The sequence below is a fragment of the Vibrio sp. 10N.286.51.E5 genome (assembly GCF_041469125.1).
GTDB lineage: Bacteria > Pseudomonadota > Gammaproteobacteria > Enterobacterales > Vibrionaceae > Vibrio > Vibrio crassostreae_C.
In genome coordinates, this window is sequence record NZ_JBFRJZ010000029.1 from 110,505 (window position 1) to 134,415 (window position 23,911).

Sequence of the window (23,911 nt, forward strand, 5' to 3'; positions counted from 1 at the left end):
ATGGAAGCATCAGCTTTACCTCTGTTTTTTAGTCATATTGAACAGCAACTTAATGAAGTACCAAACGAACTACGCCGTATTTTCCACGGGCGCGGTAAGTTTTGGCCTGGTCTAGAGCAACTGACATGTGACTGGGTTGATGGACAGCTACTGGTTAACGTGTTTAAAGAAGTCGACGATGAATTCTTGTCATCTCTTAAAGCTGGATTGGTTGAACTCACCAACAAAGATATCTGGCAATCAAAGCAGGGCACAAGCATTGTTCTGCAACACCGTTATGCCGATGGTGCGCCTTCAGAGGTTCTATGGGGTGAGTTGAATGACTCTCCGGTTGTGGTTGAGCATGGCCTTAAGTACCAATTAGACATTGGCCGTAATCAGAACTTCGGTTTGTTCCTAGACATGCGTAATGGTCGTCAGTGGGTACAAGATAATGCCAAGGATAAGAACGTTCTTAACCTGTTTGCATACACTTGTGGTTTCTCTGTCGCGGCTATCGCTGGTGGCGCTCGTCAATGCATGAACGTGGACATGTCACGTGGCTCGCTAAACAAAGGTCGCGATAACCACCGTCTGAATGAACACGATATGCGCTCGGTTAACTTCCTTGGCTACGATATCTTTAAGTCGTGGGGGAAAATCAAGAAGGGCGGTCCTTACGAGCTCGTTATCATCGATCCACCTTCGTTCCAAAAAGGCAGCTTTGCTCTAACCAAAGATTACAAAAAAATCTTACGTCGTTTGCCTGAACTTCTAACTGAAGGCGGTGAAGTGATTGCGTGTGTGAACTCACCAGCAGTATCACCAAACTTCCTGATTGAGACGATGGCAGAAGAAGCACCAAGCGTTGAGTTCATTGAGCGTCTGGACAACCCGCCTGAGTTTGTCGATGTCGACCTTGATTCAAGCCTAAAGGTATTGAGGTTTAAAATCACGGCTTCAGCTGAAGCTTGATGTCATGATTTAGCGGGCATTATCCATACTAATATAGAAAACGCCGCTCACAATGAGCGGCGTTTTTATAGGTGCAAGAAACTAACTCATTTATTAACTAGCTTGGTTTTTTAGTGTCTGGAACCCAAAATAAATACGCATGAACGTGGTTAGCCAACAAGCTGCACCAAAGGTGTAAGCGATAACCGCAAAGTGTTGAGGCCAAATACAAAACGCGATGAAACAAGCGATGGTTTCAGTGCCTTCGGTTAGCCCTGACATGTAGTACAGAGACTTATGCTTATAGACTGGGTTTTCAATGCCTCGCTTGCCTGCCATAACCGCAAACGCTAAAAAGCTGCTGCCTGTGCCGATAAAAGAGAAGATCAAAAATGCACCGGCAATGGCGTTGTGTTCTGGGTTGGCAATGACAAATCCAAAAGGGATCAGCGAGTAGAATAGGAAATCTAGGCTGATATCGAGGAAACCGCCCGCATCACTAATGCCTTGGATTCGAGCCAAGGCTCCATCAAGCCCATCACATACTCTATTAAACACAATGAAGCCTAACGCCCACTCATATTGTTGAAATGCCAACGCTGGAAACGCTAAACACCCAATCAGAAATCCGAATAACGTGGTTTGATTGGCCGTGATACCCAATTGGTTTAGTAACTTAGCAGACTGATTTAATGGCCACTTAATGACCTTAATGGAGTACTTATCCAGCATGGTTACTTCTCCATGGCCAAGACAGTACTTCTGCCCCTTGAGGTACATCGGCTTCGTCGTGCGTGACCATTAATGTAGGGATATTCGCTTTGGTCAGCTGTTCGAAGACCCAATCGCGAAATTGTGCTCTGAGCTCTTGGTCTAACTTACTGAACGGTTCGTCAAGCAGGGCGAGTTTAGGCTTGGCTAACAACATACGAGTCAAGCTTATTCTTGCGCGTTGACCGCCGGATATTTGATCCGGGAAAGATTCAGCTAAGTGAGTTAGCTCTATGTCTTTTAGTGCAGCCATTGCTTGTTTTTGGCGAGCGGAACCTTTAACAGAGTTCGGTAACGAAAAGGCCAAGTTTTCCCATACTTTGAGGTGCGGAAACAACAAGTCATCTTGAAACAAAATACCGACTTCACGCTGATGTGATGGAAGCTCGTCGAGCTGAATATTGTTCAACACAACGGTGCCAGAGTACGAAAACTCTTCACTTAAGTGACCAGCAATCGCATCCAGTAAGGTCGACTTTCCGCAGCCACTCGGCCCCATCAAAGCCAGTATTTGGCCAGATTCTAATGTGACGTTTAGCGCTGAGAACAGCGAATCTCCATCGGTTTTACGGATGGCGAGGTCGTTGAGGTACAGACTCATTACTTAGGAAACCTTTAAAAGTAAGACGGCGATATCTCAGTTGAAGTCGGCTGGCTAATATCGCTAAAGAGAAAAAGAACAGAGGCAATAGGGCCTGCCAAATGGCATAGATTGCTGTCACCCTGCGGTCGAAACCACTGGTAAGTGCAACGGCTTCTGTGGTGATCGTGCTAATACGGCCCGCGCCGAGCATTAATGTTGGAAGGTATTGGGCCAAACTCACGCTGATCCCGACCGCCCAAGCAAAGGCAATCGCAGGAAGCAAGATTGGTAGTTTGATCGAATACCAACTCTGAAATGGCGATTTACCTAGGCTCAGCGAGGCTTTAATCAACCCATCATTGAAGCTTTTCCACGGGCCATCCAAAGACAGGTACACAAACGGGAAAGCAAAGAAAACATGCGCCCAAATCACCCAGAACTCATAGGCACTACTGCCGATGTAGAGGGTCGTGACTTGCATACCAAACAACACTGAAAGCTGTGGTATTAGCATTGGAATAGCGATAATGAAGCCCGGAACTTGCCACTTGTATTTGATTCTGTATTCGTGAGCAACCAGCGCAAGCAACAAAGCGATTGAAGCAGCAATCAGACCAATCCATAAGCTTTGACCAACGGTGCTCATGATGCCTTCCCACTCGAACTCCCAGAAGCGCGTGCTGTAGCGGCTCGGCAGTAAATCAGGGAAGCGCCAACGCTGAGCAACGCTCCAAATTACCATTAAAGGAATGATCAGCAGTGAAAGGCTAGCAAGGACAGTGAATACCGTTTTCCCCGGAAGGTTTGCCCCTGTTCTTCCGGAATACTGCCAAGTTCGAAAGTACTTAAGAACCGCCCATTCAACTAAACGCGCCAAGGCGATGATCAACGAAGCTAAACCAAACAAAACGATGGCACCAGCAGCAGCTCGCGGAAGTAGGTTAAGATCCGGATCGTTGAACCATTGCCATACCAAAACGGCAAAGGTCGGCGGGTTGGTTGGGCCTATGATCAAAGCAATATCGACAACCGAGACACTGTAAGCGAGTACCGCCAGCATTGGGAAACGAAGCTTAGTAAACCATTGTGGGAAAATACATTTCCACCAGATCTGAGCGCGGCTGTAACCGAGCGATGCACTGACCTTGGTGATACGCTCTACATCAATTTGCTGAAGTATCGAAATGCTCATCAGCAATAAGAAGGGGACTTCTTTGAGTGCGAGCATAATAATTAAGCCAAACGCGTATGGGTCTTTCACCAATAACGCCAATTCAGAGCTGGTAGCCGATTCGCCGAGCAAGTGATGTACCGCTCTTGCGCCAAGCCCCGTTGGACTAAACAGAAAAGCAAAGCCGATAGCGAAAGCTACATGTGGAATGGCAAGCATTGGCGATAGCGTAAACTCAATCTTTCTCCAAAACTTGTTTCCCCAAGAGGCTTGAAGAATACAAAAGGTCAGGAAGCAGGCTATATAGCTGCTTGCAATTGCTGAACCTAGGCTTAAGCCAATAGAGTGCCAAGCCCCTTCCCATTGAAAGACTTGGCTAAAACCGTTGAGTGTCGGCTCCTCTAAACCAAGGGGCGGGATGAAACTCAGTGACGAAGCCACGACTCCCGCTACCCCAGGAATGGTCGGGATAATGCATACAGCTATAACAACAAAATATAGAGCGCGTAGCATGAAGACTAGTTACCGTATCGCTTAAGCCACTCTTTCTCGAGCGCGTTTTGCCAGCTAGGGTGTGGTTCATCAACCGATTTAAATTGCTGGGTGTTTTTAGCGCTGCCAGTGAGGTACTTGCTGCTCAGAACCGAAGGATCGCCCCAAACATTGAGGTCCCCCTTGCGAGACTGTGCTTCAGGGCTCAGTAAGAAGTTAATGGTCACTTGAGCACCCGCGGTTGCATTGGCGTTCCAAGGAATCGCAAGGAAGTGAATGTTAGATAGAGCGCCGCTTTCTAGAGCATAAGCCTTAGTGGTTTCGGCTAAGCGACCACTGGCTTGTGCTGAATAAACAGAGTTTGGATTAAACGTAATCGCGAGATCGATCTGTCCGTCATCCAGAAGTTGGATGCTTTCCGATGTGCCTGCTGGGAACTGCTTTCCACCGCGCCACGCCACTTTATGGAATTTATCTAAGTAAGCCCACAGTGGTGCCGTTACTTCTTGGAAGTTGTCTTCTGAAACCGGCTGAGCCAGCGCAGGGTTATTGTTTGTTAGTTCAATCAGTAGTGACTTAATGAAGCTCGTGCCATGAAACTCTGGTGGGCGAGGGTAGCTTAAGCGATTTGGGAAAGCCTGAGCGTAGCTTAACATCTCAGAGAATGATTGTGGCGGGTTGTGAAGTGTTTCTTGGTCATGAATGAACACCAGTTGTCCCACGCCCCACGGTGCTTCTAAGCCTTCTGTCGGCTCTGAGAAATCGACATCAATTGGCAGAGACTTATCGACATACTGCCAATTTGGAAGTGATTCCGTAAATGGCCCAAACAATAGCGCGTTGTCTTTCATCGAACGGAAGTTCTCGCCATTAATCCAGACGATATCGACGCTGCCTTCACTGTTCTTTCCTGCCGCTTTTTCAGCAAGCAGTCGAGTGGTGGTTTCCGCAATATCGGTCACTTTCACATGCTTTAACGTGACACCGTAGTCACTTTGTAATTTCTTGCCTGCCCACTGTAGGTAACGATTGATCTCTTGGCTTCCGCCCCAAGCGTGAAAGTAGACAGTTTCTCCCTCTGCCTGCTGTTCTATTTGGTTCCAGCTGTCGATGGATGTTGCTTCATCAGCATAAATGGTTGCGCTGTATGCAACGGTTGCCATGATTCCTAACGTACTTACTATATTGTTCATAAACTTTTCCATTTGGTAGTGAACGGGCAAGAGCATTGTATTTTCAAACTCCCTAGGGCGTGTTGACCCTTCGTGGTTAACGAAAGATCAACATGCCCTAATAGTTATTCTATCTGTTTCTGAAATAAATTCTAATTCAACAGTAAATTCAATCAATTACTTGAGAACAAGCAGGGAGTTCTCGGTTGAGTTTTGTTCGATCTGTAATCACCTCGAAAACTCGACAGACTCTAGGCTTTTGCCATCCTAGCAACAGACCGCTGAACCGTTGAATTTATTGCATCTAAATGAGAGATTTTTGAGGTTTATTGGAGGCTGGTACGAAAAGTCGGCGATGAGCGTCAATTTTGAAGAAGTAGTGAGGGCAAGCTGACAATAAAAAAGGAGCCATCAGGCTCCTTTAATCAGTATTTGGTTTCGATGACGGATTAGTTTACCCAGTCACGAATTGTGTACGTTAGCGTGTGTACATCGTTTTTCAGTACTAGCGTATCGTTTGTTAGCGTTACGTCGCTCCACTCGCTTAGAGTAGCAGAAACCGATTGTTCGATTTCCATCGCAGAGCCGTGACACATTTTCATTGTCATGCCCATTTGCTTGATACGGAATTGACCGTCTTTCAGCTCGCCTTGACCGAAGAAGTTGTTACAACCAGCCATGCCGTTTGCAGTCATCTTTTCGCCGATCTCTAGACGAGGAGCTGCTTGGTCTTCGCTTTTCACAATGTCCTTGCCATCAATTTGCGCAAGTTCCCAATTATGGTGCTGTAGATCGGTTGGTGTTACTTGCATCGCGTTGTCACCTGTTGTTGTGCATGCTGCTAGCATCATAGGTAAAGCGGCTACTGCTAGTAATTTTTTTGAACTAAACTTCATATTATAAGGCTCCAAAGGAAAGAACGAAGTTACCGGATAAGTGTAACTTGATGGGTTCAAAGTATAGTTTACAAAACACTATATGTGTCAGTATAAGGTCATAGTTTAGTATGAATTTCATGAGCCAGGCGACAAATTAATCGCTTATTTTTGAGAGAGTAAGCGTAATTTTGAATGTGTAAGGAGGCATGGTGGAGCAGTTAGAGTTTTTCCAAGTTCCGAGCCCTTGCGTTGGGGTTTGTTCAAGCGATGACAAAGGCTATTGCAACGGTTGTATGCGCAAGAGAGAAGAGCGCTTTAATTGGATGTCGATGACACCGTCAGAACAATTGCACGTGATAAAGCTGTGTCGTCAGCGCTATAGAAGAAAAATAATGAATCAAAAAAACTTGATTGGTAAGCAGGTCGATGAAGAGGGAAATACCAGTCCCCAAAGAGATCTTTTTGGCTAAAGAGGAAGTGTTTAGATTTTATTTAACTCCGAAGTAACTATTACTTTACATAATGGTTGGGGTGTAATATTAAAGTAGGTACCTTTGTACCAGAAGGAGTGGTGTCGGTATGAATAAAAAGAACGTAAAAATCAAAAAAGAGCCAGTCAAAGCACTTGACCGAAAACCGATCGGGGCAAAAGATGACCCTGAAGAGACTCCGCGTGATTGGCATTCGATGTCAGAAGAAGAACGAATGGAAATCCTTTCTCACCTCTCAGACATGCCTTTCCAATAACACCACTGGTTCTTCAGAGCCTTTCTTAAAGCTCAGTTTTCAGAAACAAAAATGTGATTAAACAAACATGTGATTCGCTTTCGTTACACCACGATGGTACGTGCAAAATGTATCATCGGCCTCGGTGGTTTTACTGTGAATCTTAATGTTTGTGATCACTTCTACCGCCCCTGCATCGTAGCAAGCTTGTTCTGCTTTTTTAACGATATCGAGTAATTGATTGAGTTCACCTTTCATTGTGGTTTCCATCGCACCAACTTGGAAAGGGACATCGGCTGCTTTCACAACTTCAATGGCTTTATCAACTACTTCGAAGTTGTTGCCTTCTTTAACGCGAGGGATCACTTGGAAGGCAACCATCACTTCTTTTTCTCTTTTTAACTCAGACACTTTCTGCTTACTCAATGATAGGGATTTGTTGTAGATGATAGGTTAATGCGGAGATAAATTCTACAGCGGTTACGCTGCTTTATTTATGACACGAGTGACTGGAGATATCGGACTACTTGCTACCCCAGTGGTCACTTACCCAACCACCTATGTGCTCATCAAAATGACTGCCACTGAACCTCTGGTTGCGTTCAACCGAAGTATCACAATCATCTTTATTATCTATTAGGGTTTGTATGTAGTTTGCCATCGGGTCATTGGAACGTTGACGATCTCGGCGAGTTGCCACTTCCTTAATCAGTTGTAATCGATATGTAGAGCTAGCACGTTTCATTTCAATGACCTCCTGTTGTAGACACTAATAGAAAAATCTAGTTGCTAGATATAGGGGCGTCAACGTGATTTAAGAGTATTTTTTTTGAGCAACCAAGAATCAATACGTTGGCATCATAGTTCACAAAAATGTCATTTAAGTTGGCAACTTTAGGGAAGTTTTTGGGTGTGAATTTGTATTTTGTTGCATATAAAAAGGCCCAGTACAAACTGAGCTTATTATTTTATTTCTGGTTGCTTAGCGCTATTTCTGGTTGCTTAGCGCTATTTCTGGTTACTTAGAGCTATTTGGTTTGCTTTTAAATTGCTTAATGCTCTTCTTTTGGGCTGTTCTTCGATTGGCCATTTTATCTTTAGGTGGACGCTTGCGAGCGGTCGCTTCAGATGCAGGTTTGTCTGTGACTGGGAAGCCTTCCAATGACTGTAGTGGCAGTGCTTTGTTGGTTAAAGTGCGAATGGCGGTCAGGTAGTCAGTTTCACTGTGGCTAACCAGCGAGATTGCACAACCAGTACTTCCTGCTCTCGCCGTTCTTCCAACGCGGTGCACATAAGTCGCTGAATGAGGTGGTAACTCAAAGTTAATCACAATAGGTAGTTGATCAATATGGATGCCTCGAGCCATCACATCAGTCGCGATAAGCACACGAGTCTCGCCATTTTTGAAACTTTCTAATGCTTGCTCTCGTTCTTCTTGGCTCTTATTTCCATGTAACGCACTCACACTGATTTTGGCTTTATTCAATCGTTTGGTTAATGTATCGGCATTGTCTTTTGCGCCAATAAATACCAATACTTGCGGCCATGTGTGTTGATTGAGTAGTGCGATGAGCGCTTGAGCTTTACTGCCTTTGTTTACTAAATACAGGGTTTCTTCAATAGTCGCGACCACGCTGTTTTCTTGATGTGTCGTGACTTTTACTGGATTTAAAAGAAGCTCTTCAGCTTGCCCTACTAATTCGGGCGGAAGTGTCGCAGAGAACAACAGTGACTGACGTTTACTTGGTAGTGCTGCAGTAATCGCTTGAATATCTGGCCAAAATCCCATGTCGATCAGGCGGTCGGCTTCATCAAGAACCAATGATGAACACCGAGCTATATCCAGTTCATCACTTTTGATTAAAGCAAGTAGGCGGCCCGGTGTGGCGATGGCTAATTGTGGTTTAGTCGATAATTGTTGCTGTTGATCATCAGTATTTACGCCGCCCGTTAGCGTTACCAATTTGATATTGAGCGTTGTCGCGATCGGTTCTAAAGATTTGGTCACTTGAGATGCAAGTTCACGGGTTGGAACAATGATCAGTGCTTGCAGTTCATTCACATCTTGGTTGATGTTATTCAGTAAAGGTAAGCCGAACGCCAACGTTTTTCCGCTACCCGTTTGAGCCAACGCAAGTACGTCTTTACCCGCAATAATTGATGGAATTACCGCTTGTTGTATCTCAGTCGGTTTGTCGAATTGAGAAGGGATCGCTGTGACGGTTTTTGCGTTAAGGGTGAGGTTATCAAATGACATAAATGAACCAAGTATCAAAATGGAGGTGGAGTCTAACAGGGCTATAAATGTTAGAGAATGAGTTTTGCTGCGTTACAGGATAAACGGGTGAATTATACACGTTAAATTTAAGCGTTATCCATACAACTGAACTAAGGCAAGCGAGCTAAGCTAATTAAACGTTGGGCATATTGTAATGGTATTGAATGGACGTACAATACCCGCCCTAAAACGATCAAGTATGATTAGGAAGCTTTAAGGAAATGAGAGCGAAATGAGTTGGGAAAGTATCTGGCTGTTTATTATCATCGTGTTTTTTATTGCCATTATTCCAGGTCCAAATGCTCTGTTGGTATTGAGCACGGCTCTAACCCAAAGAAAGCTGTTTGCGTTTATTAACGTGTTGGGTGTGTCATGCGGGTTCTTTTTTCATGCGTTTGTTTCTGCGAATGGCATGAGCTTACTGTTATCTCAGACCCCAATGGCGTTTGAAGGTCTTAAGTGGACTTAATCTGGCTTGGTTGTAATCACTTTCGAGCGGCATTGCGCGCTCAAGAGGGCGTGTTCTCTGTGGTCAGTGCATCGGGAAGTAAGCTTTATAAGCAATTTTTCAAAGGGCTTCTCACTAATCTACTGAATCCTAAAATTGTCCTGTTTTATCTTTCTATATTCCCTCAATTTGTTTCAACAGATGCGATTGTGACAGACAGTTTGATACTTGGTGCAATTCAAGCGTCAGTGGTGTCGATGTGGTTCTTAGTTGTGATCTTAATGGCGGATACCTTTAAGCGCTTGTATGGATAATAAGCACTCCAATCGGGTAATGTGAGACCCAGGCTTTAGCTGCAACTAAAGCTTTCTATGTAGTAGTTCGTTTAAACGCTGGCTCCTCTATCGAGAGACCGATAACAAACATGAACGCTACATAGGACTTCAAGCATAAACCTCGAATAGTCGACTGGGTCTCGAACCCGCATTACGCAAGCATGAGTTAGCTTATTATGAATACCAAAATCAATCAAAGCATCAACGTTGGAGTTGATACCGGCAAAACACAATTAGACATCCACATCAGGCCACTAGACCTATTTTTCTCAGTAGAGAACAATGATAAAGGCATCAAAAAAGCACTCAAAACGATTAAGAGTCACAGTCCTGAACGAATCGTTATTGAAGCAACAGGCCGATTAGAAATGCCTTTTGTTCTTGCATGTGCAGAGGCTCAATTACCTATTGTCAGAGCAAACCCTGTCCACATAAAACGGTTCGCTGGTGCTATTGGCCGCAGAGCCAAAAATGATCGTTTAGATGCAGAATTGATTGCTCACTATGGAGAAGCAATCAAACCAGCTCTTACTGTCATAAAGCCAAAAAACATACGCCTAATGAGTGACTTAGTCATTCGCCGAAACCAGTTGTTATCCATGCAAACCATGGAAAAGAACCGAATCCAGATACTTCCCGCTTCTCTCCATCCGACTATCAAACCGATGCTAACCACGATAAAAAATCAAATCACCAAGTTAGAAGAAAAGCTCGTTAAACTCATTGAAGATAGCCCTGAATATCAGGCTAAAAACACAATATTGCAGAGCGTCCCTGGAATAGGAAACATTGCCGCTGCATCAATAATTAGCAACGTACCAGAACTTGGCTACATCACAAATAAACAAGCGGCATCACTAATTGGTGTCGCTCCAATAACACGCGAAAGTGGGCGCTACAAAGGTAAGCGCGTGATCCAAGGCGGTCGAGCGCAAGTACGCACAGTGTTATATATGGCAATGATGTCAGCCATGCAATGTAACCCCGTATTCAAAGCAACTTATGCTCGACTTGTAGCTGCCGGAAAGCCTAAGAAAGTCGCAATAATCGCGTGTGTTCGAAAGATGGTTGTGACTCTTAACTCTATGCTGAGAGATGGCGCCATGTGGGATGAAAACACTGCCAAAAATTAATCATTGACGCCATAGTCGTTTGTTAGTTCAAAAGCGCACCTCGCAAATGATGAACATTGTGTGTGGGATTCTATTCGTGGGCTTCAGCATTCAGTTGGCATTGTTTCAGCTTTAGGGTGCGATGCGAAGAATTGGGTTTTTAGCTATTGGTTCAGTTCATTTCCGGCTTAGTTCTCGTTTCCATCTTAGTTTTCATTTCCGATTCAGTTCTCATTTTTTACTGAATGCTAAGCAATCAGTGTTTCTCTGTATAAATCTCTAAAGCATTAGCTCGGGAAGTCGATATAATTATTAGCTATCAATTTGGTGAATGTGTTTATTTGAGACCAATTGAAGCTACAGCCTATTGCTTGACCGAAATAACAGAGACAGGGAGTCACCAATGCGTGAAGATTCATTCACCCAGAAACGCAAATATTACCGCTTAAAGTACCCTCAAAAGGCTCGTCCGGTGATGCGAATTAAGGATGAGCTTTTTCATGTCAGCGAAGTTTCTGAAAAGGGTGTACGCCTGATGATGCGTAACATCATTCCGGTTTATCGTGGCTTTTCAATGGCCGGCACCTTGAGGTTGCATGACAACAACAGTATCGATATTAGCGGTGCTGTATTGCGACAAGAAGGTGACGAAGTGATCGTTCAGTTATCACAAGGCCCAAGCTTCAAAGATATGGTGTCTGAACAACGCCACATTAGGCAAAGATACCCAGTGTTTTTTGCTAGCCTCAGAGTGGCATAGAAAGCTTTTAAAGTTAGATTCACTCATCCAAGCCGATATTAAAAAACCAGCACTTTCACAAGTGCTGGGCTTTGTTCTATCTATAGCCCAGATTCTTATAAACCAAAGGCGATACAGGTAAAGCTAATGAGCTTAGTTCGCCTTATAGCTCGTCTACTGTAGCCCAAACTGCGGCTAGCATATCGTGACCAAACGCGACACTTCGTTCTGGAGACCAGCCGTAAAGTTCGTCAGCGTGACTGATGTGATCTTTAAATGGCATCTCGACGGTGTAAGCCAAACACTTGAATTGCTCACCAATCCAGTTTGTGCCAACTGTCATGTTTGCTTTGCCTGGTTCGTCTTTATCGTAACCAAATTCATCTTGGAACTCTGGCGTGATAGTGAGCAGTGCTTGCTTGAAGTGGCTCTCTAGCTTCGCGATGCGCTCGTTGTAAGAAGGTGTGCCTTCGCTACCTGCTACAAAGTTATATGGAATCGCTTCGTCGCCGTGAATATCTAGACACAGGTCAACGCCCGTTTCCAGCATACGCTCGCGAACAAGGAATACCTCTGGGCTGCGTTCCATAGAAGGTGATTGCCATTCGCGGTTCAGGTTTACGCCAATCGCGTTAGTACGCAGGTGACCGCGGATGCTGCCATCTGGATTCATGTTTGGTACAACTCTGAACACAACGCTGTCTAGAAGAGAGCGACCAACCGTATCTGTTTCATCAAGTAGGCGTTGTAGCAGGCCTTCGATCAGCCATTCAGCCATCGTCTCGCCAGGGTGTTGGCGACCAATAACCCAGATGTTTTTCTTCTCTTCACTTGGCTCGCCGATGGTTAGCAAAGTGATGTCGTTGTTGTCTAGCGTCTGACCTAGAGTTTCAAGCTTACAAGCAGGGTGCGTTTGAGCATTGTGCAGAAGATCTTGGTGACGATCGTATGAGTACGGCGCGAAGTACGCGAAGTACATTGAATCGTGTTCAGGGATGATATCGAAGCTTAATGTATCGCCATCGAACTGAGATGGGATACGGAACCACTCTTCACGGTCATACGATGCAACTACATCGTAATCTTTCCAGCCTTCAGGGTAGGCAGATGTTGCCAATTGACCGATTTCAAAGTGGTGAGATTGTTGAGCTTCACTTTCTAAGCGGAAGTGAAACCACTGAGAGATTTCAGTTTGGTAGTCTGCTGGGATCGTCAGTTGAATGTTTTGTGGTGAATCTGCAGAAACGACGTGAATGTTGCCGCTTTCGAAATTGCTGAAAATTTTCATTGTAGTTTTTATCTCGTAGTTGAGTTGCCGTAAGACTAGCACACTTTTTTTCGAGCAAACCACTAACTAAATCGTAATGAGATGTTATTTCAACTATCTACTTTTTAGTTCTCTACTTTGAGCAGTACTTCCTATCTATCGACGCTGACAAGTTGTACACCCACGACAGGCTGAACGTGTGTGGCGATCTAACTTGCTGCGTTGAACCTTACAATAAGCGTTTTTCAGCGCTCTTCTTCCTGAGAACCAATCATCGGGTTTTGACAGGATCAGATAACCATTAAAGCGTTTCATAAGCTCGACTCTATTTTGGTTGATGAACTTGCTATCAAACCCAATTTCGAAGTAATCAAGCGCTTGTTCAATCGAGGTGAAACTCGCCATTTTTTGTTGGAATTCTGTTTGGTTCATTGAGTGAGGAGTTTATGAAAAATAGATAGCCAATATTGTAATAGATTTACAATTTACTTCTTTGACTTAGAAAGCCGTTTTGTCTCGTTGATGTTGGATTAATCAATAATGAATATTTAACCGCTGCCTCTTATTTGGTGGGTGATTGTATCTGGTGGGGAATAATTTCGTGAAGTGACCTTGGGTTCTCATAAAGGTTCAATTTTTGTTCCTCAGAATGCGATTTATGATCCAAATCAAACCGATCTACCCCTAAAGTACTATTCTGATCTTAATTGTAACCAATTGTTGAAGATGATTAAGAATTATGACAATAAAAAAACGTTATATCGCACTAATAGCGGCGGTTGGTATAGGTATTGGCTGGTTAACCTTAGGGGGAACTGCAGCCGTTATGCACTATACATCGAGCACTGAGTTTTGTGTTTCTTGCCACACAATGGAAGCACCCCACAAAGAATACCAAGGTTCTGTACACTTCAGTAACGCAAAAGGCATTCGAGCTGAATGTGCCGATTGCCACATTCCAACTGATCCGATTGACTACGTGATCACCAAAGTAAGAGCGTCCAAAGACATCTACCACGAATTTATTTCAGGTAAGATAGACACGCCTGAGAAATATGAAGCACACCGTGAAGAGATGGCTGAGACAGTTTGGGCTCAATTCCGCGAGAATGACTCAGCGACTTGTCGCTCTTGTCACGAATTCGATGCAATGGAAGAGTTCGAGCAATCTCGTGATGCAGCAAAAATGCATGCTTATGGTCGTGAAAATAACCAAACGTGTATCGATTGTCACAAAGGCGTTGCACATTTTGCTCCTGAAGCTCAGCTAGATAGCAAAGCGTTCGATACCCTGATCGCATTTACGAAAAACACGCCAGCAGATGCGAAAGTGGTTTACCCAGTAACCGATATCGCAATGGGTGACTTCGGCAGTGTAAACCCAACAGCAGAACTGCAAGTGGTTAAGGCCGAAGGCGACAACCGTACTGTGACTTTGAATGCATTCCAAATGAAAGGTGCAGAGCAAGTGCTTTACTTCGGTGAAGGCCAACGTGCAATCGTTGCGACATTGACAGACAAAGGTCAAGAAGCACTGACTACTGGTGACTATAAAGCAGATGCTTATGGTAACGAGTGGCGTTCAGTTGCGCTAACGGGTGATATCACTTCTCCAGTTGTCGATAAACTAGACCCAATCTGGTCTTACGCAGAAGAGTTGGACAACGTTTACTGTGCAACGTGTCACGCGAAAATTCCTTCAAACCACTTCACTGTGAATGCTTGGGGGCCTGTTGCGAAAAGTATGGGCGACCGTACAGACATTTCTGAGCAAAACCTTGAGCTGCTGACTAAGTACTTCCAAAACCACGCGAAAGACGTTGTTGGTCACTAAAGAGAATTAGAAGGATAAAATTATGACTAATATGACACGTCGTGGATTTATGAAAGGCACAGGTATTACAGCTGGTGCGTTGGCATTCACATCTTTGACGCCGATGAGCGCAATTGCTTCGGACAAACGTGGTTCTGGTGTTCTAACATCAGGTCGTATGGGACCAATGCTGTGTGAAGTGAAAGATGGCAAGTTAGTGTCGACGACGAATGCACTGGCACAAACGGTTCCAAATAGCCTGCAGACCACAGGCCCTGATCAAGTACACACCAAAGCGCGTGTTAAGTACCCTATGGTTCGTAAAGGCTACTTGGCTAACCCATCTGCACCTGAAGGTGTACGTGGTAGTGATGAATTTGTTCGTATCTCTTGGGATGAAGTGTACAAATTGATTCACCAACAACACTCACGTATTCGTCAAGAGCACGGTGCGGAATCTGTATTCGCAGGCTCTTATGGCTGGCGTTCAAGTGGTGTTCTGCACAAAGCGCAAACGCTTCTACAACGTTACATGAGCATGGCTGGTGGTTACTCTGGTCACTTAGGTGATTACTCAACAGGTGCTGCGCAAGTTATCATGCCGCACGTTGTGGGTTCGATTGAGGTGTATGAACAGCAGACGACTTACCCAGTTATCCTTGAGCACAGTGATGTGGTGGTACTTTGGGGCCTAAACCCAATTAACACCTTGAAGATCGCTTGGAGCTCAACCGACTGTGCAGGTCTTGAGTTCTTCCACCAGTTGAAGAAGTCGGGCAAGACAGTGATTGCGATTGACCCAATGCGCTCTGAGACTATCGAGTTTTTTGGTGACAACGCAGAGTGGATTGCTCCTCACCCAATGACTGACGTAGCCATGATGATGGGTATCGCACACACGTTAGTGAAACAGGGCAAGCACGATAAAGAATTCTTGGGTAAATACACAACAGGTTACGACGTATTCGAAGCTTACTTGATGGGTAAGGAAGACGGCGTAGAAAAATCTGCTGAGTGGGCGTCTGAGATCTGTGGTGTGCCAGTGAAGCAGCTTGAGCTACTTGCGGATATCTTCAGTAAGAACCGTACTATGCTGATGTCTGGCTGGGGTATGCAGCGTCAACAATACGGTGAACAACGTCACTGGATGTTGGTTACGCTAGCGACAATGCTAGGTCAAGTTGGCTTGCCTGGTGGTGGTTTCGGTCTTTCTTACCACTACTCAAACGGTGGTAACCCTGCTCGTGATGCAGGCGTACTTCCTGCGATTTCAGCGTCACTTGGCGGTGGTTCTTCGGCGGGTAACGATTGGGCTGTTTCAGGATCTGTGAACGCATTCCCTGTAGCGCGTATTGTTGAAGCGCTAGAAAACCCGGGTTCAAGCTACCATCACAATGGTCACAACCTAACGTTCCCAGAGATCAAAATGATCTGGTGGGCAGGCGGTGCGAACTTTACTCACCACCAAGATACCAACCGCTTGATCAAAGCTTGGCAAAAGCCTGAGCTGATTGTTATCTCAGAACCTTACTGGACAGCAGCAGCTAAGCACGCGGATATTGTTCTGCCAATTACTACATCGTTTGAACGTAATGATATGACGATGACGGGTGACTACAGTAACCAACACTTAGTGCCAATGAAGAAAGTGGTTGAGCCACAAGGTGAAGCTCGTAACGATTTCGATGTATTTGCGGACATGTCTGAGTTACTTGCTCCGGGTGGTCGTGATGTGTACACCGAAGGCAAGACCGAGATGGAATGGCTGTATGGTTTTTACAAAACCGCACAGCAAGGTGGTCGTGGTCAGCGTATCGTAATGCCTAACTTCAGCAAGTTCTGGGAAGATAATCAGTTGATCGAGATGAAGTGGAACGAGAAGAACGCACAGTTTGTTCGTTACGCTGATTTTCGTGAGAACCCAATCATGAACCCACTAGGTACACCAAGTGGCAAGTTCGAGATATTCTCAAGAACCATTGAAGGTTACCAACTAGATGATTGCCCTGCACACCCAACTTGGTTAGAACCAACAGAGTACACAGGCAACGCTAAAGATGGCGAACTGCAACTGATGACAGCGCACGCCGCGCACCGTCTGCATAGCCAGTTCAACTACGCGAAGATCCGCGAAGAGTATGCGATTGCAGACCGTGAGCCGATTTCAATTCACCCTGAAGATGCGAAAGCTCGAGGCATTAAAACGGGTGACTTGGTTCGTGCACATAATGGTCGTGGACAAGTATTGGTGGGTGCATTAGTGACGGATGGCATCAAACAAGGCTCTGTATGTATCCATGAAGGCGGTTGGCCTGATTTAGATAAAGACACAGGTCTATGTAAAAACGGTGGCTGTAACGTGCTTACGTTGGATATCCCGACTTCTCGTTTGGCGAATGGCTGTGCTGCAAACTCTGCGCTTGTGAAGATTGAAAAATACACAGGTCCAGTATTAGAACTCACGGCATTTGATCCACCTAAAAACGGCTAATCTTTAACAAGTAATAGCTAACTGAATGAAGCCAGCCTAATCGCTGGCTTTTTTTGATCCTTTTCTTGCGACGAAGACTATTACTCAGTGTCGGCTAGACAATCCATAATAATCAATGACATCTAAGCGAGAAATAAACTCATGAATCGAATCAATCCAAAGAAACTACTTCGCAGTAAATGGACGGCCGTTAGCCCTGTAAAGAAAGAAAAACACTTTATGGTCACAGAGGTAGAGTTTGAAGAAGGGGAGGTTATTCGTTGTTTGATAGAAGCGGTGATGACCAAACGAGAGGAAGACATCAACTGGCGGGATCTCACCGACAAGGATCATTGGCTTCCCGGTTGGAAATAAGGATAGGAAGCAGGGAGCAGTCGGTCACCTCTACTTATTTCTAATTACCCGCTGCTGCACGCCCTTGCCAGTATTTAAGGCCTTCTAAGACACCCTCAGCATGTGTTGCTCTACTCGTGTATACGTTGTCTCTATCCGATAGGTGAGCAACCTCTGGGTAATGGTTAGCAACCAGTATCGAGTTTACGCCTTCAATGGTGAGCATTGAGGTGTCGTTAGCTGAGTCACCTGCGACGCACACTTCTGCAACGCTCAAATCGTGTTGTTCGAGTAGGTGGTGAATCGCAGTCGCCTTGTTAACGCCTTTTGGTGTGATATCTAAGTACCAATCATGAGAGTAAGTAAGGTGAACATCTAATCCGTGCATCTCCAAGCTAGATTCAATCAGTTCGTGTTGAGGCTCTGAAAGCTTTCCTTCAAAGGTGATCTTGTAATCGCCTTGATGGTTTTCTATGCGATCACCCATAAAATCAAGGGGGGCGAGAGCCGTCTCTACCCTTGATTTGTTCCAAGAAGCTTCCAGTTGGTTATGCCAAACATGGTCTGGTTTTTGGGAATGAACATGATGAATTTTGGTGCCCACATCGCTAATAATACTGTGTGGCTTCGGGTAGTTATCCGATTCTAAACCCATTCGAATCGAAGGTAATGTTCTTCCTGTCGCGATGATAAAGCGAATATCAGGTTGTTCTGTGAGGTAATCAAATAGCTGGTTAACACCGTGAGATGAGCCTCCATCAAGCGTACCGTCAAAGTCACACACCAACATTTTTATCATTCGAATTCCTTGTCTTTTTCTCTATTTCGTCACGGGAAAATGCTTATTTCTTTTATAAAGAATGGCTCAGCAATGAGCACTCTACAAGTTGAAGTTCAGCTTAGATAATCACCAATTGACAGTTTGCAGCAAGTATCACAGTTGGTGTGACGTATTAAAATTCTTGGTTGAAAAGGTTGATTTCAACTCGCTGACTTTAGCCGGTTGACCTTTGGTTTTTAGGTAGAGATTGAGAGTTGATCTTATATTTTTTATCGAGCGAACTTTCGCCTCGGAAACATCATGAAAGCTTAATAAATAGTTCGTATTCGAATTGTTTGTGCACGAACTAATTGTGGCTTTTGTTGGTTCATTCAGCCTATTAATTACTCTAATGTAAAATTAATATTCAATAATCTACGACTACGTAATACATAATATTGGCCGTACGCTTATCTAATTTATCCCTTTTATTATCAGTGTCTTGCTTTGTTTTTGCTTATTTTTTGGTCTTGTTGTTGCTGGTCTGGTTTCGGTCTATTTCCTTGTTTTACCGAACGAAGCTCCTTGATTTACATGTGTTAATTACTTAGAGTGCTAATTGTTTTTCGGGTTTAAATAACCATTTTTAAGTTTAAATAACTGAGAAAGGATTAGATTACATGGATCCCATACTGGAAGTTAAGGGACTGTACAAGGTGTTTGGTGAAGACACCGATCGTGCTTTTACAATGATTAATGAAGGCGCGAATAAAGATAAAGTTTTCGAAGAGACAGGACTAACGATCGGCGTTAACGATGTTTCTCTTAGTATTCAAAAAGGCGAGATTTTCGTCATAATGGGACTGTCAGGATCTGGCAAATCAACCCTAGTACGCCTTCTTAACCGCTTGATCGAACCTACCAAAGGCAATGTGCTTCTTCGAGGCAAAGACATTGCCCACATCTCAGAAGATGAACTCCGCGAAGTTCGCCGCAACAACATCTCCATGGTTTTCCAAAATTTCGCTTTGATGCCGCATATGACGGTTATCGAGAATGCCGCGTTTGGTCTAGAGCTTGCGGGTGTTGAAGTTGAACAACGAAAGCAATCAGCACTTGAAGCACTTGAGCGTGTTGGCCTTGGCGCATATTCAGAATCTTACCCAGATGAGTTGTCTGGTGGTATGAAGCAGCGTGTTGGTTTGGCTCGTGCACTAGCATGTGACCCAGATATCTTGTTGATGGACGAAGCGTTCTCGGCGCTCGATCCTTTGATTCGTACTGAAATGCAAGATGAGCTTATTCGCCTTCAAAATGACGATAAACGAACCATTGTTTTTATCTCGCATGATTTGGATGAAGCGATGCGTATCGGTGACCGAATTGCGATTATGCAAAATGGCGAAGTGGTTCAAGTCGGTACTCCAGACGATATTCTTAGTAACCCAGCGAATGATTATGTCGAAGCTTTCTTCCGTGGTGTGAACGTAGCAAGCGTACTTACTGTGAAAGACATTGCGCGTAAGAAGCCAGCTGCGGTATTTAAAAAATCAGAACACGATGGCCCAGCGTCTGCTCTACAAATTTTGATGGATAACGACCGCGAGTACGGCATCGTAGTTGAGAAGAGCAGCCGTTACTCCGGCATTGTCTCTATCGACTCGCTTCGTAAAGCCCACAAAGAGAACAAATCACTCATCAGCGCACAGCTCGATGATGGACTAACGCTGAACCCTGATTTACCAATCAATGATGTGCTTGGCCTAGTTGGTGGTGTGCCTTACTCAGTGCCTGTTGTGGATGAGCAAGGTAATTACTTTGGCGTGGTGACTAAGTCACGACTGTTACAAACATTGGATAAGGGGTAGATCATGTCGTCTGAACAAACAAATAATGACCCATGGTCTCAATCGGCTCCTCCAGCTCAACCTGCAAGTGATCCTTGGGGTCAATCCGCTGATACCTCACCGTCAGCGGATTGGTTAAGCAGCGAAACCGTTGAAACGACACCTTTTGATCCACTTAACCCTTTTGCAGAGGCTGTGCTGCCTGTTGACACTTGGGTTGAGTCTGGACTGAATTGGTTAGTTGAGCACGGACGCCCATTATTCCAGGCAATCCGTGTGCCTATCGATTTTATCCTAAGTTCATTTGAAACGGCGTTGGTGTCTACGCCAGCACCATTCATGTTGATCATCTTGTTTCTAGTGGCATGGCAGTTTTCAAACTTGAAGCTTGGCGTTGCAACGGCCGTATCTTTGACTTTCATTGGCTTGATTGGCGCTTGGTCTGAAGCAATGACCACATTGTCACTGGTCATGACATCCGTATTCTTCTGCCTATTGATTGGCTTACCCATGGGGATATGGCTCGCTCGAAGTAACACGGCGGCTAAATTCGTGCGCCCAATTTTGGATGCTATGCAAACCACACCAGCCTTCGTTTATTTAGTACCGATCGTCATGTTGTTTGGTATCGGTAACGTTCCGGGTGTCGTGGTGACCATCATATTCGCACTTCCTCCTGTTGTTCGTTTGACCATCTTGGGTATTCAGCAAGTTCCGGAAGAATTGATCGAAGCGGGTCACTCATTCGGTGCAAGCAAAAAGCAGATGCTTTACCGAATTCAACTGCCACTTGCATTACCAACTATCATGGCGGGCGTGAACCAAACACTGATGTTGTCGTTATCGATGGTGGTTATCGCATCAATGATTGCGGTAGGTGGTTTAGGTCAAATGGTACTGAGAGGTATTGGCCGTTTGGATATGGGACTGGCCGCTGTTGGTGGTTTAGGCATCGTTATCTTAGCCATCTTATTAGACAGAATCACCCAAGTACTGGGTGTCAATGCTGGTAATACAAAATTACGCTGGTATCGCATGGGACCTGTTTCCCTTGTACTGAATGTACTTAATCGCGGTAACAAATCAGAACTTCAATTAAGGAAAAACACCAATGAATAATTCATGGAAGAGTAAACTCGCAGTAAGCATCGTTTCTACATTAGCGGTATCGACTAACGTGTGGGCAGCAAGCCTACCGGGTGATGGCGTATCAGTTCAGCCTGTTCAATCGTCTGTAGCGGAAGAGACATTCCAAACATTGATCGTTAACCGTGCTCTAGAAGAACTGGGTTATGACGTGAAATCAACTCAAGAAGTGGACTACAACGTAGGCTACACCTCGATTGCAAAGGGTGACGCAACGTTCCTAACGGTAGGTTGGTTCCCGCTTCATGCTGATAAATACACAATGGCAGGTGGTGATGAGAAATTCTACCGTGAAGGCCAATATGTAAGCGGCGCTGCTCAAGGTTACCTAATTGATAAGAAAACGGCTGAAAAGTACAACATCACCAACATTGGTCAATTAACTGATCCAAAAATCGCGAAGCTGTTTGATGCGGACGGTGATGGCAAAGCAGACCTAACAGGCTGTAACCCAGGTTGGGGTTGTGAGATGGTGATTGAACACCAACTTTCAGCGTTCAAACTGGACGATACGGTAACTCACAACCAAGGTAACTACGCTGCAATCATTGCAGATACAATTTCTCGTTACCAAAAGGGTGAATCAATCCTTTACTACACGTGGACACCTTACTGGGTAAGTGGCGTATTGGTGCCTAACGAAGATGTAGTTTGGTTAGAAGTTCCTTTCTCAGCACTTCCTGGCGAGCGTTCGAACGTGGATACGACGCTATCTAACGGCAAAAACTACGGCTTCGAAATGAACTCAATGCGCATTATTGCGAATAAAGAGTTTGCTAAGAACAACCCATCAGCAGCGAAGCTTTTTGAAATCATCAAACTTAACATCAATGATGTAAGCGCTCAGAACATGATGATGAGTAAAGGTAAGAACAGCTCTGCTGATATCGAAGCGCACGTAAACGGTTGGATCAAAGCGAACCAAAGCACGTTCGATGGTTGGATTACAGAAGCGAAGAAAGCAGCACTGTAACTTTGACTTGTATTTGTTCTGTCTTACCAGACACTTTGATTTGAAATGATGAGCGTGTTGAGTGATTGTGTAGAGTCACTCAATCACCTTCAAACCAAGTGAAAGGGCGACAAGAGTGAACATTATAAAGCCAGCAGTCCATTTGGATTGCTGGCTTTTTGTTTTCTGTTTCTATTTTTGAGCTTCTAGCTGTTAATTACAGCTCTAGCGTTCGCCTTGAACTTCGAAGTTGTCGCTGACTAAGCGAGCGCAGCCATCGGCTTCAAGTGCCCAGTGTTCATGATGTACAACGCCAAACGCTTTGTTCATTGTCCAACTCGCGGTAAGAATGTAACCGCCGTCTGGGTGCTCTTCCCATTTTACATCGGTGTAATCAACGTCTTTGAAACCTTGGTCGATGATGTTTTGCCAAAATGCTTGAATCGCTTCATGACCTTCAAAAGTACCAAATGGACGCGCTTCCATTACACAGCTTTTAGTATATTGATCGGCACAACCTTTCGCATCTTGGTTGTTGAAAGCCTTTTGCCACGCGTTAATGCCTTGCTTACATGCTTCTAAAATTTGGTTGTCTAACATTGTCTTTCTCCATAACAGTCTTGTTTCGAGCACTGTCTTTTTTATTTGGTATTTCGATAAGTTGAATTGAGTTTAGTCTTGGAAATTGATTTGAAAAACAGAGATAATAGAAAATACTGTTTGTAAAAAGAGAACAATAAGATGAGTAAGCTAAAGCAGATGTCGATTTTCGCTCATATCGTAGATCAGGGTTCAGTCTCGGCTGCGGCTGAAAAGTTAGAGTTGTCTAAATCTGTCGTCAGTCAACATCTCAAAATTCTAGAACAAGAGTTAGGCGCCTCTCTCCTTAAACGCACAACACGAAGACAAACTTTGACAAGCATGGGTGAGCGCTTTTATTTGAGTTGCAAAGACATCAATGTGATCGCTGAATCGGCTTGGGATATGGCAAAAGCCGAGCTAGAAGAGCCACAAGGCCGGATTCGTATCACAGCTCCGAATGCCTTGATGGATTTATTGGTAGCGCCTGTTATTGCCGATCTGATGAAACAATATCCGAAGTTAAAGCCAGAACTGATAAGCGACGATCAGCATTTAGACTTCATGGAGCACGATATTGATCTCGCGGTACGAGTGGGCAGTTCTCGTGACAGTAACTTAAAGCAAAAGCGTTTAGGTGAGTTTAAAGATGTGTTATGTGGCGTTGAAAGCATGCGTAAACGTGAGCTTGAATCGATTCCTTACATTGCAAACTCTTGGCAGGGAAAGCAGGTGACTCATCATTTTAGTTCTCAAACTGAGCAGGACTTTGTCTACCAACAGCAAGCTAGTTGCGTCACCAATTCGTTCCACAGTTGCCTTGCACTGATTAAATCAGGTGTTGGTATCGGTGTGATTCCAGATTTCTGCATTCCTCAGTTATTTGGTGATGTTGTCGACGTGCTGCCAAGCTTTGAATTACCCACCAACACGGTTTATGCGCTAAACCCATTTGCTTCAAATACGCCTATCGCCATCAAGCTGTGTATCCAAGCGTTGGAAGAAAAGCTTAAGCAGAATTTAGTATAAGCTTTCTATCGTTGGTAAAATCCGGTGCTTAACCATATTCATAGACAGGATCTTAA

At 44.6% G+C, this 23,911-nt stretch carries 24 protein-coding genes and 2 pseudogenes; 14 read left to right on the plus strand and 12 right to left on the minus strand.

Annotation, left to right across the window (positions count from 1 at the left end):
- Positions 1-954: a class I SAM-dependent methyltransferase gene (locus AB4161_RS11770; protein ID WP_017068057.1), complete on the plus strand. Its 954-nt coding sequence runs from the start codon at positions 1-3 to the stop codon at positions 952-954.
- Between the two features lie 93 nt (positions 955-1,047).
- On the opposite strand, the gene AB4161_RS11775 is transcribed toward AB4161_RS11770, so the two are convergent.
- From AB4161_RS11775 to AB4161_RS11795, 5 genes are all read right to left on the minus strand, one after another.
- The gene (locus AB4161_RS11775; RefSeq protein WP_017060320.1) at positions 1,048-1,665 is read right to left on the minus strand and encodes a CDP-alcohol phosphatidyltransferase family protein; all 618 of its coding nucleotides are present in this window, start codon (positions 1,663-1,665) and stop codon (positions 1,048-1,050) included.
- Positions 1,655-2,305 carry an ATP-binding cassette domain-containing protein gene (locus tag AB4161_RS11780; protein ID WP_017065359.1) on the minus strand — a complete coding sequence of 217 codons (651 nt, stop codon included), beginning with the start codon at positions 2,303-2,305 and terminating at the stop codon, positions 1,655-1,657. Before AB4161_RS11780 ends, AB4161_RS11775 begins: the two co-directional genes overlap by 11 nt.
- Positions 2,271-3,971, minus strand: coding sequence for an ABC transporter permease (locus AB4161_RS11785; protein ID WP_372083376.1), 1,701 nt, complete (start codon positions 3,969-3,971; stop codon positions 2,271-2,273). The genes AB4161_RS11780 and AB4161_RS11785 overlap by 35 nt, the downstream gene beginning before the upstream one ends.
- Positions 3,972-3,976: 5 nt before the next feature.
- Positions 3,977-5,143 (minus strand): ABC transporter substrate-binding protein, encoded by a 1,167-nt coding sequence (locus AB4161_RS11790; RefSeq protein WP_017068055.1) that lies wholly within the window; start codon positions 5,141-5,143, stop codon positions 3,977-3,979.
- 428 nt (positions 5,144-5,571) lie between these two features.
- The gene (locus AB4161_RS11795; RefSeq protein ID WP_004734625.1) at positions 5,572-6,018 is read right to left on the minus strand and encodes an META domain-containing protein; all 447 of its coding nucleotides are present in this window, start codon (positions 6,016-6,018) and stop codon (positions 5,572-5,574) included.
- A gap of 188 nt (positions 6,019-6,206) precedes the next feature.
- On the opposite strand from AB4161_RS11795, the gene AB4161_RS11800 reads away from it, so the two are divergent.
- Both AB4161_RS11800 and AB4161_RS11805 read left to right on the plus strand, forming a co-directional pair.
- A complete protein-coding gene (locus AB4161_RS11800; RefSeq protein ID WP_017060324.1) occupies positions 6,207-6,470 on the plus strand; it encodes a DUF1289 domain-containing protein in 264 nt (87 codons plus the stop codon).
- A 109-nt stretch (positions 6,471-6,579) separates the two neighbouring features.
- Complete coding sequence (locus AB4161_RS11805) at positions 6,580-6,747, plus strand: hypothetical protein (protein WP_017060325.1); 168 nt, start codon at positions 6,580-6,582, stop codon at positions 6,745-6,747.
- Between the two features lie 57 nt (positions 6,748-6,804).
- Here the strand turns inward: AB4161_RS11805 and AB4161_RS11810 are convergent, their stop codons facing one another.
- The 3 genes from AB4161_RS11810 to AB4161_RS11820 form a co-directional block, all read right to left on the minus strand.
- Positions 6,805-7,107 carry a thiamine-binding protein gene (locus tag AB4161_RS11810; protein ID WP_017065764.1) on the minus strand — a complete coding sequence of 101 codons (303 nt, stop codon included), beginning with the start codon at positions 7,105-7,107 and terminating at the stop codon, positions 6,805-6,807.
- Positions 7,108-7,249: 142 nt separating this feature from the next.
- Entirely contained in the window at positions 7,250-7,471 is a 222-nt protein-coding gene (locus AB4161_RS11815; RefSeq protein ID WP_017065363.1) for a hypothetical protein, read from the minus strand.
- 273 nt (positions 7,472-7,744) lie between these two features.
- Complete coding sequence (locus AB4161_RS11820) at positions 7,745-8,983, minus strand: DEAD/DEAH box helicase (protein WP_372083377.1); 1,239 nt, start codon at positions 8,981-8,983, stop codon at positions 7,745-7,747.
- 253 nt (positions 8,984-9,236) lie between these two features.
- On the opposite strand from AB4161_RS11820, the pseudogene AB4161_RS11825 reads away from it, so the two are divergent.
- The 4 genes and pseudogenes from AB4161_RS11825 to AB4161_RS11840 form a co-directional block, all read left to right on the plus strand.
- Positions 9,237-9,757, plus strand: a pseudogene (locus AB4161_RS11825) (LysE family translocator); the annotation flags it as partial.
- Positions 9,758-9,963: 206 nt separating this feature from the next.
- Positions 9,964-10,920, plus strand: a complete 957-nt coding sequence (locus tag AB4161_RS11830) for an IS110 family transposase (RefSeq protein WP_017064050.1) — start codon at positions 9,964-9,966, stop codon at positions 10,918-10,920.
- A 16-nt stretch (positions 10,921-10,936) separates the two neighbouring features.
- Positions 10,937-11,035: pseudogene (locus AB4161_RS11835) on the plus strand (LysE family translocator); the annotation flags it as partial.
- 267 nt (positions 11,036-11,302) lie between these two features.
- On the plus strand, positions 11,303-11,659 hold the full coding sequence (locus AB4161_RS11840) for a hypothetical protein (RefSeq protein WP_017060329.1): 357 nt from the start codon (positions 11,303-11,305) through the stop codon (positions 11,657-11,659).
- Positions 11,660-11,801: 142 nt separating this feature from the next.
- Here AB4161_RS11840 and AB4161_RS11845 read toward each other — a convergent pair whose 3' ends face one another.
- Both AB4161_RS11845 and AB4161_RS11850 read right to left on the minus strand, forming a co-directional pair.
- On the minus strand, positions 11,802-12,926 hold the full coding sequence (locus AB4161_RS11845; protein ID WP_017060330.1) for a M14-type cytosolic carboxypeptidase: 1,125 nt from the start codon (positions 12,924-12,926) through the stop codon (positions 11,802-11,804).
- 135 nt (positions 12,927-13,061) lie between these two features.
- Entirely contained in the window at positions 13,062-13,337 is a 276-nt protein-coding gene (locus AB4161_RS11850; RefSeq protein WP_017060331.1) for a nitrogenase-stabilizing/protective protein NifW, read from the minus strand.
- Between the two features lie 307 nt (positions 13,338-13,644).
- Between AB4161_RS11850 and AB4161_RS11855 the strand changes: the two genes are divergently transcribed.
- The 3 genes from AB4161_RS11855 to AB4161_RS11865 all read left to right on the plus strand — a co-directional run bounded on the left by AB4161_RS11855 (position 13,645) and on the right by AB4161_RS11865 (position 17,563).
- Positions 13,645-14,739 carry a NapC/NirT family cytochrome c gene (locus tag AB4161_RS11855; protein ID WP_017060332.1) on the plus strand — a complete coding sequence of 365 codons (1,095 nt, stop codon included), beginning with the start codon at positions 13,645-13,647 and terminating at the stop codon, positions 14,737-14,739.
- A 22-nt stretch (positions 14,740-14,761) separates the two neighbouring features.
- Positions 14,762-17,209 (plus strand): molybdopterin guanine dinucleotide-containing S/N-oxide reductase, encoded by a 2,448-nt coding sequence (locus AB4161_RS11860; protein ID WP_017060333.1) that lies wholly within the window; start codon positions 14,762-14,764, stop codon positions 17,207-17,209.
- Positions 17,210-17,350: 141 nt separating this feature from the next.
- Complete coding sequence (locus AB4161_RS11865; RefSeq protein WP_017068050.1) at positions 17,351-17,563, plus strand: TIGR02450 family Trp-rich protein; 213 nt, start codon at positions 17,351-17,353, stop codon at positions 17,561-17,563.
- A 40-nt stretch (positions 17,564-17,603) separates the two neighbouring features.
- Here the strand turns inward: AB4161_RS11865 and AB4161_RS11870 are convergent, their stop codons facing one another.
- Positions 17,604-18,341, minus strand: a complete 738-nt coding sequence (locus AB4161_RS11870; protein WP_065583888.1) for an HAD-IIB family hydrolase — start codon at positions 18,339-18,341, stop codon at positions 17,604-17,606.
- A gap of 641 nt (positions 18,342-18,982) precedes the next feature.
- Here AB4161_RS11870 and proV point away from each other — a divergent pair.
- From proV to proX, 3 genes are read left to right on the plus strand one after another with little or no spacing between them, the layout of a single operon-like run.
- Positions 18,983-20,170: a glycine betaine/L-proline ABC transporter ATP-binding protein ProV gene (proV, locus tag AB4161_RS11875; RefSeq protein WP_371722322.1), complete on the plus strand. Its 1,188-nt coding sequence runs from the start codon at positions 18,983-18,985 to the stop codon at positions 20,168-20,170.
- A gap of 3 nt (positions 20,171-20,173) precedes the next feature.
- On the plus strand, positions 20,174-21,268 hold the full coding sequence (gene proW, locus AB4161_RS11880; RefSeq protein ID WP_102393819.1) for a glycine betaine/L-proline ABC transporter permease ProW: 1,095 nt from the start codon (positions 20,174-20,176) through the stop codon (positions 21,266-21,268).
- Positions 21,261-22,268 carry a glycine betaine/L-proline ABC transporter substrate-binding protein ProX gene (gene proX / locus AB4161_RS11885; RefSeq protein WP_017065955.1) on the plus strand — a complete coding sequence of 336 codons (1,008 nt, stop codon included), beginning with the start codon at positions 21,261-21,263 and terminating at the stop codon, positions 22,266-22,268. The genes proW and proX overlap by 8 nt, the downstream gene beginning before the upstream one ends.
- Before the next feature lie 204 nt (positions 22,269-22,472).
- Here proX and AB4161_RS11890 read toward each other — a convergent pair whose 3' ends face one another.
- Entirely contained in the window at positions 22,473-22,847 is a 375-nt protein-coding gene (locus AB4161_RS11890; RefSeq protein WP_017060338.1) for a nuclear transport factor 2 family protein, read from the minus strand.
- Positions 22,848-22,988: 141 nt separating this feature from the next.
- Between AB4161_RS11890 and AB4161_RS11895 the strand changes: the two genes are divergently transcribed.
- Positions 22,989-23,855, plus strand: a complete 867-nt coding sequence (locus tag AB4161_RS11895) for a LysR family transcriptional regulator (RefSeq protein WP_136979691.1) — start codon at positions 22,989-22,991, stop codon at positions 23,853-23,855.
- Positions 23,856-23,911 lie beyond the last annotated feature (56 nt).

Coding starts and splice junctions, on each gene's coding strand:
- AB4161_RS11770 (WP_017068057.1), top strand. CDS start 1: ATGGAAGCATCAGCTTTACCTCTGTTTTTTAGTCATATTGAACAGCAA.
- AB4161_RS11775 (WP_017060320.1), bottom strand. CDS start 1,665: ATGCTGGATAAGTACTCCATTAAGGTCATTAAGTGGCCATTAAATCAG.
- AB4161_RS11780 (WP_017065359.1), bottom strand. CDS start 2,305: ATGAGTCTGTACCTCAACGACCTCGCCATCCGTAAAACCGATGGAGAT.
- AB4161_RS11785 (WP_372083376.1), bottom strand. CDS start 3,971: ATGCTACGCGCTCTATATTTTGTTGTTATAGCTGTATGCATTATCCCG.
- AB4161_RS11790 (WP_017068055.1), bottom strand. CDS start 5,143: ATGAACAATATAGTAAGTACGTTAGGAATCATGGCAACCGTTGCATAC.
- AB4161_RS11795 (WP_004734625.1), bottom strand. CDS start 6,018: ATGAAGTTTAGTTCAAAAAAATTACTAGCAGTAGCCGCTTTACCTATG.
- AB4161_RS11800 (WP_017060324.1), top strand. CDS start 6,207: ATGGTGGAGCAGTTAGAGTTTTTCCAAGTTCCGAGCCCTTGCGTTGGG.
- AB4161_RS11805 (WP_017060325.1), top strand. CDS start 6,580: ATGAATAAAAAGAACGTAAAAATCAAAAAAGAGCCAGTCAAAGCACTT.
- AB4161_RS11810 (WP_017065764.1), bottom strand. CDS start 7,107: ATGGTTGCCTTCCAAGTGATCCCTCGCGTTAAAGAAGGCAACAACTTC.
- AB4161_RS11815 (WP_017065363.1), bottom strand. CDS start 7,471: ATGAAACGTGCTAGCTCTACATATCGATTACAACTGATTAAGGAAGTG.
- AB4161_RS11820 (WP_372083377.1), bottom strand. CDS start 8,983: ATGTCATTTGATAACCTCACCCTTAACGCAAAAACCGTCACAGCGATC.
- AB4161_RS11830 (WP_017064050.1), top strand. CDS start 9,964: ATGAATACCAAAATCAATCAAAGCATCAACGTTGGAGTTGATACCGGC.
- AB4161_RS11840 (WP_017060329.1), top strand. CDS start 11,303: ATGCGTGAAGATTCATTCACCCAGAAACGCAAATATTACCGCTTAAAG.
- AB4161_RS11845 (WP_017060330.1), bottom strand. CDS start 12,926: ATGAAAATTTTCAGCAATTTCGAAAGCGGCAACATTCACGTCGTTTCT.
- AB4161_RS11850 (WP_017060331.1), bottom strand. CDS start 13,337: ATGAACCAAACAGAATTCCAACAAAAAATGGCGAGTTTCACCTCGATT.
- AB4161_RS11855 (WP_017060332.1), top strand. CDS start 13,645: ATGACAATAAAAAAACGTTATATCGCACTAATAGCGGCGGTTGGTATA.
- AB4161_RS11860 (WP_017060333.1), top strand. CDS start 14,762: ATGACTAATATGACACGTCGTGGATTTATGAAAGGCACAGGTATTACA.
- AB4161_RS11865 (WP_017068050.1), top strand. CDS start 17,351: ATGAATCGAATCAATCCAAAGAAACTACTTCGCAGTAAATGGACGGCC.
- AB4161_RS11870 (WP_065583888.1), bottom strand. CDS start 18,341: ATGATAAAAATGTTGGTGTGTGACTTTGACGGTACGCTTGATGGAGGC.
- proV (WP_371722322.1), top strand. CDS start 18,983: ATGGATCCCATACTGGAAGTTAAGGGACTGTACAAGGTGTTTGGTGAA.
- proW (WP_102393819.1), top strand. CDS start 20,174: ATGTCGTCTGAACAAACAAATAATGACCCATGGTCTCAATCGGCTCCT.
- proX (WP_017065955.1), top strand. CDS start 21,261: ATGAATAATTCATGGAAGAGTAAACTCGCAGTAAGCATCGTTTCTACA.
- AB4161_RS11890 (WP_017060338.1), bottom strand. CDS start 22,847: ATGTTAGACAACCAAATTTTAGAAGCATGTAAGCAAGGCATTAACGCG.
- AB4161_RS11895 (WP_136979691.1), top strand. CDS start 22,989: ATGAGTAAGCTAAAGCAGATGTCGATTTTCGCTCATATCGTAGATCAG.